General features: G+C 71.9%; 13 protein-coding genes. All 13 read right to left on the bottom strand.

The window, feature by feature from the left end; translation table 11 throughout:
- Nucleotides 1-229: 229 nt before the first annotated feature.
- Nucleotides 230-1261: a helix-turn-helix transcriptional regulator gene (locus tag JOD54_RS18090; RefSeq protein ID WP_204451655.1), complete on the bottom strand. Its 1032-nt coding sequence runs from the start codon at nucleotides 1259-1261 to the stop codon at nucleotides 230-232.
- Nucleotides 1262-1415: 154 nt separating this feature from the next.
- The gene (locus JOD54_RS18085; RefSeq protein WP_204451654.1) at nucleotides 1416-2387 is read right to left on the bottom strand and encodes an aldo/keto reductase; all 972 of its coding nucleotides are present in this window, start codon (nucleotides 2385-2387) and stop codon (nucleotides 1416-1418) included.
- The gene (lipP1, locus tag JOD54_RS18080; protein ID WP_204451653.1) at nucleotides 2384-3355 is read right to left on the bottom strand and encodes a LipP1 family hormone-sensitive lipase; all 972 of its coding nucleotides are present in this window, start codon (nucleotides 3353-3355) and stop codon (nucleotides 2384-2386) included. The genes JOD54_RS18085 and lipP1 overlap by 4 nt, the downstream gene beginning before the upstream one ends.
- Before the next feature lie 13 nt (nucleotides 3356-3368).
- Nucleotides 3369-5522 (bottom strand): N,N-dimethylformamidase beta subunit family domain-containing protein, encoded by a 2154-nt coding sequence (locus JOD54_RS18075; protein WP_204451652.1) that lies wholly within the window; start codon nucleotides 5520-5522, stop codon nucleotides 3369-3371.
- A 6-nt stretch (nucleotides 5523-5528) separates the two neighbouring features.
- Nucleotides 5529-6278: an SDR family NAD(P)-dependent oxidoreductase gene (locus JOD54_RS18070; RefSeq protein ID WP_204451651.1), complete on the bottom strand. Its 750-nt coding sequence runs from the start codon at nucleotides 6276-6278 to the stop codon at nucleotides 5529-5531.
- Nucleotides 6275-7252: a methyltransferase gene (locus JOD54_RS18065; RefSeq protein ID WP_204451650.1), complete on the bottom strand. Its 978-nt coding sequence runs from the start codon at nucleotides 7250-7252 to the stop codon at nucleotides 6275-6277. The genes JOD54_RS18070 and JOD54_RS18065 overlap by 4 nt, the downstream gene beginning before the upstream one ends.
- On the bottom strand, nucleotides 7249-8379 hold the full coding sequence (locus JOD54_RS18060) for a zinc-binding dehydrogenase (RefSeq protein ID WP_239573420.1): 1131 nt from the start codon (nucleotides 8377-8379) through the stop codon (nucleotides 7249-7251). Before JOD54_RS18060 ends, JOD54_RS18065 begins: the two co-directional genes overlap by 4 nt.
- Before the next feature lie 79 nt (nucleotides 8380-8458).
- Nucleotides 8459-9325 (bottom strand): branched-chain amino acid ABC transporter permease, encoded by an 867-nt coding sequence (locus tag JOD54_RS18055; RefSeq protein ID WP_204451649.1) that lies wholly within the window; start codon nucleotides 9323-9325, stop codon nucleotides 8459-8461.
- Nucleotides 9326-9370: 45 nt separating this feature from the next.
- The gene (locus JOD54_RS18050) at nucleotides 9371-10534 is read right to left on the bottom strand and encodes an ABC transporter substrate-binding protein (RefSeq protein ID WP_204451648.1); all 1164 of its coding nucleotides are present in this window, start codon (nucleotides 10532-10534) and stop codon (nucleotides 9371-9373) included.
- A 65-nt stretch (nucleotides 10535-10599) separates the two neighbouring features.
- Nucleotides 10600-12369 (bottom strand): branched-chain amino acid ABC transporter ATP-binding protein/permease, encoded by a 1770-nt coding sequence (locus tag JOD54_RS18045; protein WP_204451647.1) that lies wholly within the window; start codon nucleotides 12367-12369, stop codon nucleotides 10600-10602.
- 63 nt (nucleotides 12370-12432) lie between these two features.
- Nucleotides 12433-13134: an ABC transporter ATP-binding protein gene (locus tag JOD54_RS18040; RefSeq protein WP_204451646.1), complete on the bottom strand. Its 702-nt coding sequence runs from the start codon at nucleotides 13132-13134 to the stop codon at nucleotides 12433-12435.
- A gap of 305 nt (nucleotides 13135-13439) precedes the next feature.
- Nucleotides 13440-15374, bottom strand: a complete 1935-nt coding sequence (locus tag JOD54_RS18035; protein WP_204451645.1) for a primary-amine oxidase — start codon at nucleotides 15372-15374, stop codon at nucleotides 13440-13442.
- A gap of 76 nt (nucleotides 15375-15450) precedes the next feature.
- Complete coding sequence (locus JOD54_RS18030) at nucleotides 15451-16491, bottom strand: glycosyltransferase family 2 protein (protein ID WP_204451644.1); 1041 nt, start codon at nucleotides 16489-16491, stop codon at nucleotides 15451-15453.
- Between the last annotated feature and the right edge of the window lie 329 nt (nucleotides 16492-16820).

The following is a 16820-nucleotide window of genomic DNA, read 5'->3' as shown; positions in this document are numbered from 1 at the left end:
CTCGCCACCGCAACCGCTCGCGGCAGCCCAGCCGGGTGACCTCGCAGCCAAAACGGAGACCCTCCCCGCGACCCACAACCCCCACCACTCCACTGGGGGGCGTCCCCGGGGCCAGTCTATCGGGAGTGGGAGTGCGGGCGGGGGGTCGCGAAAATCTGTGGATGGTTGAGGGGGTTGTGGATACCGCGAGGCAGGTCGGGCTGGCGACGCGGCGGAACCACGAGAGCTGCTAGGGCCAGTGGGGGTCGGCGCCGCGGGTTAGGCGGTGGAGGTCGCCTACGCCGCCGGGGGTGGCGGTGGGGCGGATTATGCCCGCGCGGGCCGCTACGCCTGCGGCTTCGCCTCGGGATTGGCAGTCGAGTTTGCCCAGGAGGCGTTCCACGTACGTTTCCACGGTTCGGCGGCTGACCACGAGGCTTTCGGCGATGGCCTGGTTGCTCAGGCCCGCCACGATGCCGGTGGCGACGTCGACCTCGCGGGCGGTGAGGCCGATGTTGTTGGCGTAGGGGGCCGAGGCCAGGATCACGCCGGTGCGGACGCCGTCGGGGATACGCAGGAGGCGGACCCGGTACCAGCCGTCGGGGCCGGGCCAGAGGAACGCGACGGTGCCGACGCCCAGGTCGGCGAAGGCGGCGCCGATGGCCTGGATCTTGGGGTCGTCGGCCAGCGGCGAGGCGGCGCGGTCGGCCAGCGGGAGCGGGGTGCCGCCGGGGACGAGGCGGCTGGCGGTCCACTCCGGGCCGAACCAGGCCTCGAAGCGCGGCGACCGCAGCGGGTCGACCCGGCGCGCCACGGTCCGCTCGAGCTCGCCGACAAAGGCGCGGGTGCGCTCGCCGAACGCCTGTTGCACCGAGGCGTTGATGTGCAGCATCCCGACCACGCGATGCCGGTCGAGCCGCAGCGCGGCCGAGAGCCCGTCCTCGAGCCCGGCCGGGCGCAGGTTCTCCTGGTAGTGCGGCGAGTCGCGGAAGTTGTGCGGGGCGTCGTCCATGAGCAGCGGGACGTCGGAGTCGAACAGCTGGCCGCCCCAGCGGGTGCGCGGGAGCTCGTGGGCGAGGTCGTGGGAGATCGACCGGGAGTAGCCGCGCTCGGCGAGGACGACGAAGCGGCTCACGACCGGGTCCCAGCCCACGACCTGGGCGGCGCACACGTCGGGGACGGCGCCGGTGATCGCGTCGAACACCTCGTCCCACTCGACGTCGGCCGCGCTGCCGAGGGCGGCCCCGATCCGCAGCGCCGACGTCACCATCGTCGGGTCCATCGGGCCGCCTCCTCGCGCCAATGCCAGTTACAGAAATTTACGGGCATTGAGCCGAACGGGGCAATACCCAGGAGACCGGGTGACCCCCGCCGATCGCGCTCCGTGCGCCTGGGGTCAACCCGGTGTTCCCGGTAGTACTATCGCGTGATTACCTTCAGTGACCGAAGGGGTCGACCACATCCTTGTCCAGCCACAGGTCGGCCACCGCCTCGCGGATCTCCGCGCCGTGCCGCTCGGCCAGCTCGACGGCGCCGAGGTTGGCTTCGAGCTGGGCGAGCCGGGAGGTGCCGAACAGCACGGTGGTGGTGAGCGGGTCGGCGAGGCAGAACGCGATACCCGCCTGGGCCGCGGTCGCGCCGTAACGCTGAGCGATTTCTTCCAGCCGGACGGCCGCGGCGGCGACCTGGTCGCGGATGCCACCCGGGTCACGGCCGATCATGCGATCGGGGGTCAGCTTCCCGGCGAGGATGCCGCCCTCGAACACGTCGGAGGCCTGGATGGTGATGCCGATCTCCTCGGCCAGCGCGCGGAACGGGGCGCCGTCGGGGATGGACCGGCGGACCACGCTGTACTTGAGCTGCGCCATCTGCGGGCCGGGCACCCCGAGCGCGGTGGCGGCCTCGTGCGCGGCGCGGATGTGGTCGACCGACCAGTTGTTGACGCCCCAGCCGCCGAGCTTGCCCTTGGCGATGAGCTCGCCGAGCGCGCCGGTGAGCGCCTTCATGTCCGGTTCGGTGCCGAACAGGTCGCCGAGGATGGCGAAGTCGGCGTGCTCGATGCCGATCCGGGGCAGCAGGAAGTCCAACTGCGACTCGAAGGACACCTCCGGGAAGCCCTGCAGCCACAGCTTCGCCGAGAGCTTCCAGTCTTCGCGCGCGATGCCCGCGACCTCGATCGCCCGGCCGAAGATGATGTCTGTGTAGGACTCGGGGATGGTGTTGCCGTCGATGGTGAACCCGCCGTAGTAGGCGGCGTCGAACAGGGTGATGCCCGCGTCGGCGGCGCGGCGGAGCATCGCCACGGCCTCCTGGAAGGGCATCCGGTCGTAGATGTGCCAGGAGCCCATGGACAGCACGGACACCTCGGGACCGGTGCCGCCGATCCGGCGGCGGGGGACGGTGGTCATGATTGCCTCTCGGGACCGGGTTGCAGGGTCAAGCCCTGGGTGAAGACCTTGCGCAGCGCGTCGATGGCGCGCTGGTGGGCCATCGGGGAGATGCTGAGCTGGTCGGCCAGCAGTGCGAAGAAGCCGTGGATCTGGCCGTGGTAGCGCACCAGTTCGGTCGGCACGCCCGCGTCCATCAGCCGGTGGGCGTACTCCTCGCCCTCGTCGCGCAGCGGGTCGTACTCGGCGGTCATCACCAGCGCGGGCGGCAGGCCGGACAGGTCGGTCGCGGCCAGCGGGTTCAGGTAGGGGTTGTCCAGGTCGGCGGCGTCGCGCGGGTACTGCGCCCAGAACCACTCCATCGACGAGCGGGTGAGGAAGTGGTCGGTCGCGTAGTCCACGTAGGACGGCCGGTCGGCGGGTGGCGCGATCACCGGAGCGGCCAGCACCTGCAGCAGCGGTAACCGGTCGCCGCGGTCCTTGGCCATCAGGCAGGCCACCGCGGCGAGGTTGGCCCCGGAGCTCTCCCCCGCCACCGCGACGCGGGTGGTGTCGATGTCGAGTTCGGCGCCGCGCTCGGTGACCCAGCTCAGCGCGGCGTCGGCGTCCTCGGCCGCGGCGGGGAACCTGTGCTCGGGCGCCAGCCGGTACTCCACCGACACCACGACGGCCTCGGCCTCGCGGCACAGGGTCCGGCAGGTGGCCTCGTTCTCGGCGAAGGAGCCGATCACCCAGCCGCCGCCGTGGAACCACAGCAGACCGGGGAACGGCCCCTCGCCGGTGGGCTCGTAGACGCGGACCCGCAGCTCGCCGCCTGGTCCTGGGATGGCGCGCTCGTAGACCCGGCCGACCGGCTCCAGGTCGTCGGGCATCCGCCAGTTCTCGGCGAAGGTCGCCCGCACCTGCGCGGCGGGCAGGTGCTCCGGGATGAGCCCGCCCGCGGCCGTGGTGGCCTCGATGATCGCCTTGGCTTCGGGGTGCAACGGCATCGGGAGCTCCTTCCTATCGATCCGTGCCGAAGGAACGCAGTACCGCGGCGGTGAGCCGGGAGACGTCGTTGGCGTCGCCGCGGTGCGACAGGGCGGCGCACCAGCCGATGGACCCGACGGAGAACACCTGGCCGCCACCGGGGGTGTCGAGCAGGGTCAGGTCGGAGCGGCGGCGGTCCACCGGGTCCGACAGCGGGTGCGGGGTGGTGGGGCCGGTGTCGGCGGACATGTACGCGTCGCCGAGCAGCGCCCGGCCGAGGAGCTTGGTGTCGGGTGGGCTGCCGAGCAGTTCGTCGTAGCCGTCGGTCTCGAACGACGCGGCACCACCGAGCAGTGCGCCGAACTGCCCCAACGGGGTGTCGCGGTCGATGCCGCGCAGCAGCGCGTCCACAGCCTGGTCACCGGGCTTGGCGACGATCTCGTAGGCGCCGCCCTGGGTCAGACCCGCCGCCGAGGTGCCGATGCCGAACAGCCGGTGCGGGGACCGACCGCGCTCGGCCCACAACCCGCCCGGCTCACCGGTGGCGGCCAGGTGCAGCTCGCCGGGCTCGCTCTCCCACATGCGCACGCCGGAGTAGCCGCGGCGCAGCTCGGCGACGTGGCGCTTCTCGGGGTGGACGGCGGTGACCCAGTAGGCGCCGTTGCCGCCGAGGTAGGCCAGCGCGCCACCGCCGTGCAGGTGCCCGGTGACGGCGTCGAGCATGGCGCCGGTCCAGTACTCGGGGTGGCTGCCGGTGACGACGGTGCCGTACCCGGCCAGCGCCTCGGCCCCCTCGGCGTCGAGGTCGTGGTCGGTGACGACGTCGAAGTGGAAGCCCTGGCGACCCAGCCAGCCGACCAGGTGCAGGTCCTCGCTGTACTGGTGCGGGCCGCTGGCGTGCCGGAACACGTGGTCGTCGCGGACGCCGAGCAGCGGGCGCAGCAGGGACGCGGTCGCGGCGCCGCTGCCGTCGCTGTGGCGGTCGTAGAGGCTGTGCAGCCGGTTGCGCCTGGCGAACGGGGCGGCGATCTCGGCGGGGTCCTCGGGCAGGAACGGCATGTGGACGTGTTCGAGCGCGTAGGCGAGGTAGCTCAGCGTCGGCACGAGGAAGGCGATGGGCGCACGGGGGGCATCCGCGCGCGGTCGCACGAAGAACGGGACGCGGTCGACCCCGGCGGAGGTGGTGAGCTCGACGGCGTAGCAGCCGCCGGGCAGGTCCTCCGGCAGGTCGACGGCCAGGACCTCGGGCCAGCCCGCGTCCTCCAGGTCGCTGCTGTGGAAGTGCACGGCGCCGTAGCCGGTGTCGGCGAAGCGCCAGTCCAGGACCTCGCCGGTCCAGTCGTGCGCGGTGACCCCGCGCTGGGGTCCGTTGTGGAGGGTGCCGTGCCTGCCGTCGACGAGGTCGAGCAGCCGGTCGCCGCCGATGTCCTGGGCGAGGTCCCACTGCGCCGCGGCACCGCGGTGCCAGGCGCCGGTGGTGTCGGCGGCCAGTTCGGCGACCTGGGCGGCGTCGAGGGCGCGGTCGAACAGGCAGGGCGCGCTGATCTTGCCGTCGTAGTTGTCGGTGACGACCCCGTCGACGACGCGGGCGGCGAACACCAGCGGGGTGGCGGCGGCGCTGAGCGCGCCGCGGGGCGGGGCGACGACCACGGTGGCCGACTTCTCCCTGGCCAGCGGGGCCGCCGGGCGGACCTGCAGGCGGGCACCGCGCTCGGAGTAGGACCCGGTGAGCAGGTACCAGCGGCGCACGCTCACCGGCGCCGACGCGGTCACGGTGACCGGGCCGTCGTCGGTGTGCGCGGTGAACTCGGGGCGACCCGTCGCGTCGATGCCCAGGTCGGCGACGCCGTCCTGGGTGAGCACGCCGACCCGGCCCGCCCCGAGCAGGGTCGGCCACACCCACACCGCGAAGGTCACGGCGTCGGCGAAGGTCGGCGGCTCGGGCACCAGGCCGTAGGAGCCCTGGTCGAGGTGCTCGTGCGCCACGGTGACCCGGTCCGGGAGCCCGGCGGTGACCGGGACCCGGACCGGGACCGTGCCGTCGTGGTCCACCAGCAGCAGCCGCACCCGCGCTGCCGGCTCGGTGGAGCTGGCGCGGACGCTGATCCGCTCACCGGGCCGGGCGGAGATCCGGTCGGTGTAGGCGACGATCGGGGCGTCTGTGTGGTCGACCAGGCGACGAGTCACCGCGGGTCATCCCTTCAGCAGTTGGCCGCCGTCGACGGCGAGGACGGTGCCGGTGATGTGCCGGGTGTCCTCGGAGGCGAACAGCAGCACCTGGGGCACCAGGTCGGCGGGGGTGGCGATGCGGCCGAGCGGGATCCGCTCGGTCCAGAACGCCAGCGCCTCCGGCGGCGCGGCGGAGAAGTTGGTCATCGGGGTGTCGACCGGGCCGGGGGCCACGGCGTTGACCCGGATGCCGTGCTCGGCGAGTTCGACCGCGGCCGAGCGGATCAGCGCGTTCATGCCCGCCTTGGTGGCCTCGTAGTGCCCGAGACCCGGGGTCGGGGAGAACGCGCCCGCGGAGCTGATGTGCACCATCGCGCCCCCGGTGCCCGCGGCGATCATCGCGTTGGCCACCGCCTGGGTGATGAGGAACGTGCCGCGGAAGTTGACCCGGTTGACCGCGTCGAACACCTCGATGGGCAGGTCGGTGAGCGGTCCGCCGCCACCGACGATCCCGGCGGTGTGCACCAGGACGTCGATCGGGCCGAGCTCGTCGGTCGCGGCCTTGACCGCGGCGACGACGCTGTCGGCGTCACCGACGTCGAGGCCCAGCGGCAGGCCGCCGATGCCCTCGGCGACCGCCTTGGCGGCGTCGAGGTCGAGGTCGGCGACCGCGACCTTGGCGCCCTCCGCCGCCAGGGCGGTGGCAACGGCGCCGCCGATGCCACCCGCCCCACCGGTCACGAAGGCGACCTTGCCCGCGAAGCGCGCGCTCACACCGCTTCCGCGATGATCACCCGGGGCGAACCGGGCACCGGGCGGGTCTCCACCCAGCGCCAGCCGGTGGCCTCGAGCCAGCCCTTGACCTCGTCCTCGGGGTAGACCACGGTGCCGTCGATGACCAGGTACTCGCCCGCGAGGACCGGGTCGAGGCGGCGGCCGTCGGTGGCGTCGAGCAGGAAGTCCAGCACCAGCAGCGCGGCACCGGCGTCGACCGCGGCGCGGGCCCGGGTGAGGATGGTCTTGTTCTCCTCGGGGGTGAACCGGTGCAGCACGTGCTCGAGCAGCACCGAGTCGTAGTGGCCCGGGACCTCGGTGGTCAGCGGGTCGGCCTCGTGGAACTCGACGAAGTCCTCGAACCCGGCCGGGGCGCCGCCCTTGGCCATCTGCAGCATCATGTCGGTGCTGACGAACGCGCCGCGCAGCTTGGGGTTGCGCTTGTGCGCCTCGTCGAGGAACGCGGTCGACAGACCGGCCAGGTCGAGCAGGTTCTCGTGCGCGGTGAAGTCGTAGACCTCGGCCAACTGCTGGGCGTGCAGCGAGTTGTAGGTCTGCACACCGCCCATGAAGGTCTCCATGCGCTCGCCACCCATGTCGAACGGCTGCGGCTGCGCGGTGCGCATCGAGTCGGTGTAGCCCAGCCAATGCGGGTAGCTCAGCGCGTCCCAGAACGCCAGCCACGGCCGCAGGTCGAGGCCCTCGCCGCCCGCGAGGTAGGCGGCGGTGGCCGCGGTGTTGGTGTACTGGCCGTCGGCGAAGGTGAGCAGCTCGAGGCCGACCATGGCGTCGAGCAGGATGCGGGCCGAGCGCTCCGGCACACCGGCGGTCTCGGCGACCGCGGCCGAGGTGGCCGGGCCGTCGGCGAGCGCGGCGAAGAGGCCGAGCTCGCTGGCGGCGAAGAACTGCTTGGCCGCCATGAAGCCGGAGGCGACCGCGGCCAGGGGGCTGGGGTCGACGGGCTGAGTGGTCATCCGGAGATCTCCTCTAGATCGAGAGCGGGGTCGACGACGGCCTTGACCGCCGTCATCGCCGCCATGTCCTTGATGGCCTGGTCCGCACCGGCCAGGCCGACTGGCGCGCCGAACATGGCGTCCCAGTCGAAGCGGTCCTTGAAGGCGCCGAGGAAGCGCAGCGAGCGGTCCAGGTCGGACACGTCGCCGTTGAGCGAGCCGATGACCTGGATCTCGCGGCTCATCACCACGTCCATCGGCACCGGCATGGCCTGGGGCCCGGTCAGGCCGACCACCACGTGCTTGCCGCGCAGGCCGCACATGAGCACGCCCTCGCGGTTGGCCGACGGGGACCCGGCGAAGTCGAACACCAGCTCCGCGCCGCGGGCCTCGGTCAGCTCCTCGACCCTGGCCACCCGCTCGTCGGGGTCGGACACCTCCTCGACGGAGATGGTGACGTCCGCGCCGTAGGAACGCGCGATCGCCAGCCGGGTGTCCGGCCCGCCGATGGTGATCACCCGACCCGCACCGGCGGCGCGGGCGAGCGCGGTGCCGACCAGACCGAGCGGCCCGGCCCCCTGAATGACCACAGTGGACTCAGGCCGTACCCCGCCCGCGTTGGTGAAGGCGCGCAGCACGGTCTTGACCGCGCAGCCCGCCGACGCCGCCCAGGTGTCGGGCATGCCCTCCGGTACGACCAGTCGGTGCGCGCCGGGCGGCAGGTAGGTGTACTGGCTGAGGCCACCGATGACGAACGGCCACTTGTCCGCCCGCTGCCGGAACCCGTAACCCCGGTCGGAGCACAGGACCGGCTCGCGCAGCACGGTGCAGCCGTGGCAGTGTCCGCACACCGATTCCGACCACACCAGCCTGGTACCCACCTCGACCGGTCGGCCGAGCGCGTCGTGTTCGGCGTGCGGACCGAGCGCGACCACCTCGCCCACCATCTCGTGCCCGAGGACCAGCGGCAGCCCGACGAAGGGCAGCACGCCCTGCCACAGGTGCGCGTCGGTGCCGCACAGGGTCGTGCGGGTCACCTTCACCAGCGCGGAGCCAGGCGGGAGGTCCGCTGGCAGCGGGACCTCCTCGACCTCCAGTGGCGCGTTGAACTCACGCAGCACCGCGGCCATGGTCACTCGTGGCCTCATGCCGACTCCTCCAGAACCGTTGTTCTACAACAGTAGACTATAAAGAGGCTGGCTGGACAAGGGATGCCCGGCCAAACGATTACGCGGGCTCGTCCCAGCGGTCTCCCCTGCGGGTCCAGACCAGGACTACCAGGATGACCACGAAGGGCAGGACACCGCGGAACTGCTGCACCGCCTGCCAGGTACTAGCCAAGCCCTGCAACACACCCAGCGCGAGACCGCCGAGCAGCGTGACCGGGAAACTGCGGAACGCGCCGATGAGCACCGCCGCCAGCGCGGGCGTGATCAGCGCGGCCTGGGAGCCGAAGTCGCTGGCCAGCTGCGGAGCGATGATCATGATGGCCAGCGAGCTCGCCGCGCCCGCCACGCCCCACACGATCATCGACAGCCGGGGCACCCGCACGCCGATCAACTCGGCGGTGGTGGGGCGCTCGGCCTGGGCGCGCAGCAGCAGCCCGATCTTGGTCCTGCGCAACAGGAATGCGGGCGCGGCGGCGAAGACCACCGCCAGCACCATGGTGACGATGGCGGTCCAGGTGACCACCACGCCACCGAGGGTGAACGCCGGGTCGTCGAACGGGCTGGGGAAGCGGTGCGGGTGCTGCGCCCCGAACAGGCGCAGCCCCACAGCCACAAGACCGGTGTAGACGGCGATCGTCACCGCGGCCTTGACACCCTCGCTCGACTCGGCGAACCAGCGGACCATGATCGCGCCGAGCCCGCAGTGCAGCGCCGCGCCCACGATCATGCCCGCGGGCACCGCCAGGACCAGCGGCCAGCCCTCCTCGTAGAGGATGACCATGGCGAACGCGCCGAACGCGCCGACGGCGGCCTGGGCGAAGTTCACCACCGACACCAGCCGGTAGGTCAGCAGCGTGGACAGCCCCATCAGGGCGTACGCGCCGCCGGTGACCAGCCCGGCGATGGCCGCGGACAGTTGGAGCACGACAGCCTCCGGGTCGGGAGAGGGGTGAGAACCGAGCGGGAAAGGTCAGGAGGAGGTCGGGACCGTGATGAAGTCGCCGAGCGGGACCCAGGCGCTGTCCTTGAGCTCGACCATCTTCGAGGCCTGGTTGGGCGCGTGCCGCTCGCCGGGGCCGAAGATGAACGGGGTGCCCACCATCGGGTTGGAGATCGGCTGCATCGAGCGCAGCGCCTCGTTGACCGATTCGCGGGTGATGTCGCCCTTGATGGACTTGAGCACGTCCACCACGAACCGCGCGGCGAGGTAGCCGCCCTGGGAGAACGCGGTGGGCTGGGCGCCTGCGCGGGTCACGGCGTCCTTCCAGCCCTTGTTGGCGTCGCTGGCGGCGGTGAACGGCTCGAACTCGCTACCGGCGTAGACCTTCAGCCCGAGGCCGCCGACGGCCTTGGCGACGCTCTCGGTGTAGGCCGGGGCCAGCAGCAGGAAGTCCACATCGGACATCCCCTGGGTCTGCGCGGCCTTGAGGAACGGCACCACCAGCTGCTCGCCCGGGTTGAACAGCACCGCGTCGCAGCCCGCCTGCTTGGCCTTGAGCAGGTACGGGGTCAGGTCGCCGCTCTGCTGCACGGTGGTGTCGTTGACGACCAGCTTCTTGCCGCTGATCTTCTCCCACTGCCCGATGGCGTCGTTGACCGCCTGCTCGGAACCGGGCAGCACGACGGTGAAGTTGCAGACCTTCTGGTTGCCCAGCGTCTCGGAGGCGAAGAGCAGCTCCGCGGTGATGAGGGTGAACGGCCCGACGTTGACCGGGGCGATGTTGGGGCTCTGGTAGCACTTGGGGCTGGCGCCGACGGCCATCACCGAGCTGATCTTCTGCTGCCGGTAGAAGGCGTCGTTGACGTCGCAGTCGGTGAAGCTGCCGGACCCGGCCATGGCGACCACGCCGTCGTCGGCGAGCTCGCGGGCGACCTGGGCGGTGCGCTGCGGGTTGCCCGCGTCGTCCTTGACGATGTACTCGATCTTCTTGCCGCCGATCCCCCCGGCGTCGTTGACGTCGTCGAAGACCCGCCCCGCGGTCTTGACGACCTCCTCGGTGATGAAGTTGCCGGTGAGGCCCGCGATGGCGCCGATCTTGATCGTGTCCCCGCTGGACCCGCAGCCCGCCACCAGGGAGGTGGCTATGACCGCGGCACCGACGATGCCACCGATCTTGACTAACGCTCTGCTCATGGTGAGGACTCCTGAACCCGGTTGTGGTGTGAACGGCCGGAGCGCGGGGGCGCGCCCCGGAGGGGTCAGCGGGTGGCGTCGCCGAGGTAGGCGGCGATCACCGTGGGGTCGGACAGGACCTGCTCGGGCGGTCCTGCGGCGATGACCCGGCCGAAGTCGAGCACCACGACCTGGTCGCAGGTGGCCCTGACCACCTCGATGTCGTGTTCGACCAGCAGCAGGGAGGTGTCGAAGCGCTCGGGGATCTCCGAGAGGCGCTCGACCAGCAGACGGGTCTCGTCGCTGGAGTGCCCGGCGGCGGGCTCGTCGAGCAGCAGCACCGGCGGGCGGCCCGCGGCCAGGCCCGCGACCTCCAGCAGGCGCCGGGTGGCCACGTCGACGGCCTCCATGGGCGTGTCGGCGGGCGGGCAGCCGAACAGGCGCAGCTGCTCGGCGATCTCCTTGGCCGGGAGCGTCTTACCGGCCGCGACCTGCAGGAACATGCCCACGGAGATCGAGGTCGGCACGCGCAGCTGCTGGAAGGAGCGGCGGACACCGGCGCGGGCCCGGTGGTGGGCGGCCAGCGCATCGATGCGCTTGCCGTTGAGCAGGACCCGCCCGGTGTAGTTGGCGGTGAACCCGGTGACGGTGTTGATCAGGGTGGACTTGCCCGCGCCGTTCGGGCCGACCAGGCCGACGATGTGCCCGCGCGGCAGCACCAGGTTCACGTCGTCGACCGCGACGAGGTTGCCGAAGGCGACCCGCAGGTCCTTGACCTCCAGCGCGGGCGCGCCCCTGCCGACCGGGCGCACCGGCCTGCGCTTGGGGAACACCGGCACCGGCGGCGCCGCGATCGGCGGCAGCGGGTTCTTGGCGGCCCGCTTGCGGCGGCGCTGGGTGCGCATCAGGTCGGTCTGGCTCTGGCCCAGCCGCAGCACCTGGATCGCGCCGAGGCCGAACAGCAGCGACGCGAGGTCCTGCGGGATGCCGATCGCGTCCATCAGCACCGGGACGAACGCGCCGAGCAGGCCGCCCGCGATGGCGCCCTCGGCGTTGTTGGTGCCGACGAACAGGGCGATGGCGAACATCGCGACCGAGGCGAACGACGAGAAGTTGCCTGCGGTGACCACACCGAGCTGACCGGCCATGAGCCCGCCGCCGATGCCCGCGACGAAGGCGCTGAGCGCGAAGGCGGCGAGCTTGCCCTGGGTGACGCTGATGCCGTGCGCGGCGGCGGCCCGCTCGGAGTGGCGGATCTCGACCAGGGCGCCGCCGAGGCGGCTGCGGTCGAGGAAGTACAGGCCGACGAAGATGGCCGCGGCGACGATGGCGGTGAACACGAAGTACGCCTGGTCGGTGTCGAACAGGTCAGGGCGGGTGACGAAGTCGTAGTCGTCCTGGCCGGGGAAGTTCAGGCCGCCGAAGACGACGTCGAGCGCGATGGCGAAGGCGAAGGTGGCCACGGCCAGGTTCACCCCGCGCAGGCGCAGCGCGGGCAGGCCGATGAGCAGACCGGCGACGACGGCGACCAGGCCGCCCAGCAGCAGCCACACGTAGAGGCCGCCGGGGACGTCGTTGACGTTGGCCCAGCCGACGGTCCAGGCGCCGATGGCGGCGAAGGACAGCTGGCACAGCGAGATCACGCCCGCGCGGCCGGTGATGAGGCCGTAGCTCTGCATGAACACGATCGACACGGCCGCGCTGGTGAGGTTGAACAGCATCGACGTGCTCGCCACCGCGGACAGCACGACCACCACGACCGCGGCGACGACGAGCGCCAGCGGCAGGGGCTTGCCCAGCGGGCCCGCCGCGGCCAGGAACCCGCCCTTCGGCCGGGTCTTACGCACAGTGTCCACTTCGGGTGACTCCAGTCGCCGGGGTCTCAGGGGGATCCAGTCGTGGGGGGGCGAACGCGGGGCTCAGACGCGGGTGTCGCCCAGGTAGAGGGCGCGCAGCAGCGACTCGTTGGCCAGCAGGGCCGATCCGTCACCGGCGTAGACCATCTCGCCCCTGGCCATCACGTACGCGCGGTCGGCGATGCCCAGCGCGAGGTTGGCGAACTGCTCGACCAGCAGCACCCCGACCCCGGAGTCGGCGAGCTGGCGGATCGCCCTGGCCAGGCGCTCGACCACGATCGGCGCCAGACCCAGCGACATCTCGTCGACCAGCAGCACCTTGGGCCTGCCCAGCAGCGCCCTGCCCACGACCAGCATCTGCTGCTCGCCGCCGGAGAGCAGGCCTGCCGGGGCGTTGATCTGCTTGCGCAGCTCCGGGAACAGGTCGAGCACCTCGTCGATGGTGCCGCCGGGGCGGCAGGCGGCGAGCAGGTTGTCCGCGGTGGACAGGTCCCGGAACACGGTGCGGTTCTGCTCGACGTGGGCCAGTCCGGCCCGCGCCCGGCGCCAGGCCCGCAGCTTCTCCACCCGCGCGCCCGCCAGCGTGATGGCGCCCCTGGCGATCGGGATCGCCCCGGAGACCCCTTCGAGCAGGGTGGTCTTGCCCGCGCCGTTGGCACCGAGCAGGACGGTGACCTGCCCAGCGCCGACCGAGACCGCCGCGCCGCGCACGATCGGCAGGCCCGACCGCTCGACCCAGACGTCCTCAATGGACAGAACACTCACGGGGAACACCATCCTCGGACAACAGCGGGGGGAACGCGCGGTGGCGGTGTGACGAACAGCGTGCGCCTGTGGGGCGGGTCACGGTGTCCGTAGAAATACCGAAATGCGGTGGGACGGCGCGGCACCGGTCGGTGCACGTGCGTCCGCACGCGCGGATCCCGCCCCCGGATGTCCAGGGCGGGGCGCGTTCTCGTCGCTATCCAGCCAGCGTGGTGGCGTGAGCGAGGTCGATCAACAGCTGTAGATGCAAGTTGCAGGAATCAACCTGCGGCGAGCTCCTTGGTCAGCACTCGGTTCCGGTCCGGTCAATGATTGCAACCGCACTGGCCCGGCGGGCAGTGCGAACAGGACTTGGCGCCGTCGGGCAGGTCCATGGCCGGGTTGCGGTCGCGGAAGCCGTGCGGGCGCAGGGTGAACCCGCTGTAGTCGACCGGCATCACCGGCCAGTCCTCCGGCCTGGGCACGTGCGTCGGGCCGAACACGTGCCAGAGCACGACGTCCTGGTTCTCCAGGTCGCGGTCGGCTTTCGTCCACGTCGGGAGACCCGCCTGGCCGGGGTGCTGGTTGGGGTAGTCGCCCGCCGGGAAGCGCTCGGCGTCGTCGTGCTGGGTGACCCACAGGTGCTTGGTGGCGAACGCGGCCCTGGCGGCGACAGTGGACTCGGGCTGGGCCAGCAGCGTGGGGCCGGTGTGCGGCATCAGCTGGTAGGCGCGCGGCTTGCCGAGCCGGTTGGTGTTGTCGTCGTTGCGGATGACCCAGGTGCGGGCCTTGGTCGCGTCGGACAGCCGCTGGGCGCCCGCCTCGCTGCTCAGCGTCGTGGTGGTCGTGGTGAACGCGTTGCCGTAGGGGTTGTCGGGGCCCAGGGGGATGCCGACCACGTCGACCTCGTCGACGGTGTTGCGCTCCCCCGCGACCTCCATGTCCAGCCGGGCGCAGAACAGGTGCTGGTGGACCGGGGCCATCAGGCCGGGGGCGATCTCGGCGGCGTACGGGGAGGTGCTGCCCGGCTCGGCGGAACCGCAGAACACCACGCCGGTGGCCTTGGCCTCCAGCTGGATGGTGCCGTCGAGGTAGAAGTACCAGAAGAAGCCGTAGTCGTAGTTGCCGATGGTGGCGAAGAACGACACGACCAGCCTGCGCGAGCGGCGGACCTCGGTGGCGCCGGTGAGGATGTTGGTGTGCTTCCAGAGGATCCCGTAGTCCTCCTCGTGCATGCAGATCGCCTGCGGGATGGTCACCGCGTTGGCGTGGTCGTCGGCGACGACGGCGTCGAAGTAGTGGATGACGCCCAGGCAGTCGCAGCCCAGCTTGAGGCTGTTGGCGTTCTTGCCGAGCAGGTACTCGCCCGCGTCGAAGTAGGAGATCCAGTACCGCCAGGGCGCCGGGTCGCCGTAGGGGACGACCATCTCGGCCATGGACACCCGGTTGGCCACCGAGTCGCCGTCGAACTCGACGCGGTGCAGGGTGAGGCCCTCGCGGGCGTTGAACCCGACCCGGAACTTCCACCCCTCCCAGCTGACCTCGTTGCCGTCGACGGTGTAGCTCACGCCCTCGGGCTGGGTGATCTCGATCGGCTTGAGCGTGGTGCGGGCCGGCCCGACGTGCGCGGCGTCGAAGTTGCCGTGCTCGGCGGGCACCGGGACGTCGCCGACGTCGTCCACCGAGATGACCTCGCCGGTGATCAGGTCGACCTTGGCCAGCAGCCCCTCCACCGGGTGCGCCCAGGGGCTGTCCTCCTCGAAGTCGCGCAGGAAGGTCAGCGCCCGCAGGACCCGGCGGTCCTTCTCTTCGGGGTAGTCGAAGAACCCGGGCGACAGCGGCGCGACGAAGGCCAGCGAGAAGTCCTCGACACCGCGGCGGCGCAGCGCGGCCTGCCAGCGCTCGTCGGCGCGCACCAGGTCGGCGCTGCGGTCGTACTCCTCGAACAGCACGGCGGGCTGACCGGCACCGGGCTCCAGGTCGCGCCAGTCGAGCAGCGCCCCGGCCACCAGGTCGACCACGGCCTCACTGGCCACCCCGGTGGCGACGTCGAGCACCACGGCCTGCGCCCGGCGGCTGAACGCCGCCCCGTCGGTGTGCGCCCTGACCTCGGCCTTGGGCGGCTCCAGCAGCAGCACGCTGGGGAACCGCGTGGTCTCGCCAACCCGGCCCGCGTCGACCAGGACCGCGCGGACCAGGGCGATCTCCGCGCCGGTCAGGGGGTCGAGGGGATGCCGGACCTGGGGTGTCGTCGCCGTCATGGTCGCGAGTATCCGACCGATCGCGGGACCGGTCTAGCCGTGGGGGGCACACCGGTTGTTCGGCAGGGAACGCCGCTCAGCGGGCCAGCGGCGTGGTCATCGGGGTGGCGCCGACCGCGCGGGCCCTGGCGTAGAGGGTGCCCAGGTCGGTGGGCCGCCCGACGCGGTCCCAGAGCCGGGTCTCCACCAGCGCGACACCGACCGGCCTGCCGCGCCGGACCAGGTCGCCGGGTCCCGCGCCGTAGAGACCAGCCTGGGGGAACCTCGACGCCAGGGTGTGGAGCTGCTCGTAGGCGTCCGCGGTGGGGGTCGTTTCGGTGAGGAAGGTGTAGGAGGAGGCCATGCGGCCGGTGTGGCGCACGGCCTCCGACCTCGCCCAACCGCGCTGCCGCCTGCCCAGTGCGAGGACGGCGAGGAAACCGGGCAGGTACGGCCACAGGCGCGGCCGACGTGCGACGAAGGCCAGGTTGATGCCCGTGCCCGCGGACGGCGACTCCGGCAGAGCCGCGTTGCCGTCCCGCCACCGCCGCACGACGTTGATCAGCTCGCGGCCGCTGGGCAGCACGAACAGGAAGGTCCCGGCAACGACCCGCTCCTCGAACCTGGTCCGCACCCAAGCATCATCGGCGACCACGTCCGGGAACTCGGGCACCAGGGCACGCCCAGCCGCGTTGACCGCGTAACACCCGGCCCCCACAACATCCCCGGCAACCCCCGGCAACCGCAGCCACACAGCGGCGAAACTCCGCGCCAACCACCCCGACGGCTCGACCAACAACGGCCGCGGCCCCACCAACCTGGGCCGCGGCACATCCAAGGCCCGAGCCATCGCCCCCAAAGCCCCCGGCGTCAAAACGGTGTCGGCATCGAGGAACACCACCGCCCCCGACCGGCAATGCGCCAACCCCACGTTCAACGCCGCCGCCTTCCCCTCCCCCGCGGTCTCGACGACAACGGCCCCAGCCTCCCGAGCCCGCTCCCCCGTGTCATCCGAACACCCGTTGGCGACCACCACCACCCGCACATCCAGCCCGGCGCTACCGGCCAACACCGATCGGACACAGGCCCCCACCAGTGCCCCCTCATCCCGAGCGGGCACCACCACATCCACCCTCATCACGGCCCATCCCCCACACCCACACCAGCCTCCTGAGACACCAACCCCGGGCGCCCACCCCAACAGCGCGAAGCCACCCCGCCCGCACCAATGCCACGCACTCGCCCCACACCCACGCGATCGATCAACGCCACGCCGCTTTCTCCCGAGCAGGCACCACATCCACCCTCACCGCGGCGCCCCAGCCCCACACGGACCGCCCCTCCACACCCCGCGGCCAGAACACCCCGCACCGCCAGCCCCAGAGCCACCCCCGCTACGCCCTATCACCTGAGCAGGCACCTCATCCCCCACCCCGCACCACCGTCCCGCCAACCAACGCATGCCCA

Source organism: Actinokineospora baliensis (genome assembly GCF_016907695.1).
In the GTDB taxonomy this organism is placed as follows: Bacteria; Actinomycetota; Actinomycetes; order Mycobacteriales; family Pseudonocardiaceae; genus Actinokineospora; species Actinokineospora baliensis.
The sequence above is the reverse complement of the archived record's forward strand: the minus strand, read 5'-3'. Positions and strand labels throughout refer to the sequence as shown.